General features: G+C 31.9%; 4 protein-coding genes. 3 read left to right on the top strand and 1 reads right to left on the bottom strand.

Translation table 11 applies throughout. The annotated features are described in order from the left end of the window. On the bottom strand, window positions 1-895 hold an 895-nt coding region (locus ACJAX4_RS23215), incomplete at its 3' end, for a histidine--tRNA ligase (RefSeq protein WP_435791812.1). Window positions 896-1073: 178 nt separating this feature from the next. On the opposite strand from ACJAX4_RS23215, the gene ACJAX4_RS23210 reads away from it, so the two are divergent. The 3 genes from ACJAX4_RS23210 to nifU form a co-directional block, all read left to right on the top strand. Continuing rightward, complete coding sequence (locus ACJAX4_RS23210) at window positions 1074-1514, top strand: RrF2 family transcriptional regulator (protein WP_435791811.1); 441 nt, start codon at window positions 1074-1076, stop codon at window positions 1512-1514. After that, the gene (gene nifS, locus ACJAX4_RS23205; protein WP_435791813.1) at window positions 1510-2688 is read left to right on the top strand and encodes a cysteine desulfurase NifS; all 1179 of its coding nucleotides are present in this window, start codon (window positions 1510-1512) and stop codon (window positions 2686-2688) included. The genes ACJAX4_RS23210 and nifS overlap by 5 nt, the downstream gene beginning before the upstream one ends. A 1-nt stretch (window position 2689) precedes the next feature. Beyond that, window positions 2690-3083, top strand: a 394-nt coding sequence (gene nifU / locus ACJAX4_RS23200; protein ID WP_435791809.1) for a Fe-S cluster assembly scaffold protein NifU, incomplete at its 3' end; no start/stop codon positions are given.

Below are 3083 nucleotides of genomic sequence, written 5' to 3'. Positions count from 1 at the left end.
AACCAATAGAAGGGTATTCATTTAAAAATGTTTCGTAGACGGTGCCAGTGTAATAATCAAGACCTCTTGATATTTTCAAATCTATTTTGAAATTTTCCTGTGGAACACCAAACAATTCTACATATCTAGAAACTATTGAAAGCTCTTCCAAACCCTCTTGAAAGTTTGTATTACAAATATTTAAATTTTGTAATAACAATAAAATTTCTTGGTTGCTACCAGTCAAGTTAATAAATTCGAAAATTTGTTCTGCAACGTCACTATTTAGGCCATTACTGAGTAATTCTTCTATGGCACTAGCTTTGCCAATTTTATCTATTTTATCAACAATTCTTAGAACTTCAGCTTTATCTTGGATTTCTAAAGATTCAAAAAAACCGTTTAAAAGCTTTCTATTATTTACTTTTATCGTGAAATTTTTAAAGCCAAGATTATTAAATATTGTATAAATAATACTAGGTATTTCCGCATCACTAAAAATGCTCAAACTGTTATTTCCAACAATATCAATATCGCATTGGTAAAATTCACGGAATCGACCCTTTTGATTCCTTTCTCCTCTATAAACTTTACCAATTTGGTACCTTCTAAAGGGGAAAGTTAAAGAACTGTAATTTTGAGCAACGTATCTGGCTAAGGGGACGGTTAAATCAAACCTGAGGGATAAATCATTACTACCCTTTGTAAATCTATAAATTTGTTTTTCGGTTTCTCCCCCTCCTTTTGCCAGAAGTATTTCTGATTTCTCTATTATTGGTGTATCTATAGGCATAAATCCAAAGCTCTCATAGGTGTCCCTTATCGTATCTGCTAATATATTAAACTTAATTTGTTCAGCTGGCAGTAATTCCATAAAGCCGGGTAAAATTGATGGTTTTACAATATCTTTTTTCATTTTTTTCCTCCAAAGCTTTTTTAAAATTATACTACATATAATTAAATTTTTCAATAATATATAACGAGAGAAAATATTAATTAAAAATCATGTCATTTATAGTTGACAAGATTAGTGGGGTTTGATATTATATACTTAGAAAGTATAGTAAAACACTCTACTTTAAAGGGGTGATGAAATGAAACTATCTACTAAGGGAAGATATGGGGTTAAAGCAATGGTGGATTTAGCAATAAATTATGGAGAACAACCTATATCTATTAAAAATATATCCCAAAGACAAAATATTTCAGAATATTATTTAGAACAATTATTCTCTTCTCTTAAAAAGGCTAAACTTATTAAAAGCATAAGGGGCGCTCAAGGTGGGTATATATTAAATAGGGCACCAGAAGAAATAACTATACAAGATGTTATTAACGTACTTGAAGGTCCAATAGAGGTATCTAATTGCCTAGAGGACGATGCATGCAATAATATTGATTGTTGTGCAACTAGAATATTATGGAAGAAAATTAAAGATAGTATAGATAGCGTAACTTCCTCAATAACCCTAAAAGATATTGTGGATGATTACAATGAAATAGCATTAATAAAAGGAGTGAAAGATAATGATTAAATCAATTTATATGGACCATGCTGCAACCACTTACACTAAACCAGAAGTTCTAGAAGAGATGATTCCTTATTTTACAACTTACTTCGGGAATCCCTCATCGATTTATTCTCTATCAAGAGAAACTAAAAAGGCAATTGATATTGCTAGAGACAAGGTAGCAAAAGCTATAAATGCTAATGAAAATGAAATATATTTCACTGGTGGCGGATCAGAAGCAGATAATTTTGCAATAAAGGGAATAGCTTCTGCGTATAAGAAAAAGGGAAATCATATAATTACAACAGTTATTGAACATCATGCTGTATTACATACTTGTGAATATTTATCTAAAAACGGATATGAAATTACCTATTTACCTGTAGATGAATATGGATTTATAAATATTAAAGATTTAGAAAATGCTATTACAGACAAAACTATTTTAGTATCAATAATGTTTGCAAATAATGAAATTGGAACAATAGAACCAATAAAGGAAATAGGAGCATTATGTAGAAGCAAAAAAGTGTTGTTCCATACAGATGCAGTTCAGGCTGTAGGGCATATTCCTGTAGATGTTGAGGAAATGAATATAGATTTATTATCTCTAGCTGCTCATAAATTCTATGGACCTAAGGGAGTGGGAGCACTCTATGTAAGAAAAGGTATTAAAGTTGAGAATTTAGTACATGGTGGTGGACAAGAAAGAAATAAAAGAGCGGGTACTGAAAATGTGGCAGGCGTAGTAGGACTTGGTAAAGCTCTTGAGCTTGCAATTCAAAACATGGAAGAAAGCAACAAAAAACTAGTTTATTTAAGAGATAGGCTTATTAATGGATTATTAGAAATACCTTATTCGAAATTTAATGGACCTAGATCCGAAAATAGACTTCCAGGTAATTCTAATATTTGTTTTAAATTTATAGAAGGTGAATCTATACTATTACTCTTAGATGCTAATGGCATTGCTGGTTCAAGTGGGAGTGCTTGTACATCAGGTTCTTTAGACCCATCTCATGTTTTACTTGCCATAGGTGTTCCAATTGAAATAGCACATGGTTCTCTAAGGCTTAGTTTAGGAGATGCTACGACTGAAGAAGAAGTTGACTTTGTAATAGAAACAGTACCTAAAATTGTTAAAAGACTAAGAGATATGTCACCATTATGGGATGACTTTTTAAAGGAGGGAAAATAATATGTATAGTGATAAAGTGATGGACCATTTTAAGAACCCAAGAAATGTAGGAGAAATTGAAAATGCTGATGGTGTTGGTGAAGTTGGAAACGCTAGATGCGGTGATATTATGAAGGTTTATTTAAGAGTAGTAGATAATATAGTAGTCGATGCTAAATTCAAAACTTTTGGTTGCGGATCTGCTATAGCATCTTCAAGTATGGCTACAGAGCTTATTAGAGGTAAATCTGTAGACGAAGCATGGACACTTACGAATAAAGCTGTAGCTGAAGCTTTAGATGGGCTTCCACCAATAAAAATGCACTGCTCAGTGCTTGCTGAAGAAGCTATACACAAAGCAATTAATGATTATAGAAGTAAAGCTGGACTTGAAGTATGGGATTATAAAGAACACG

The sequence above is a fragment of the Clostridium sp. genome (genome assembly GCF_051278035.1).
Lineage (GTDB): Bacteria > Bacillota > Clostridia > Clostridiales > Clostridiaceae > Clostridium_AD.
Note: the sequence above shows the minus strand (reverse complement) of the source record. Positions and strands in the feature narration are given on the sequence as shown.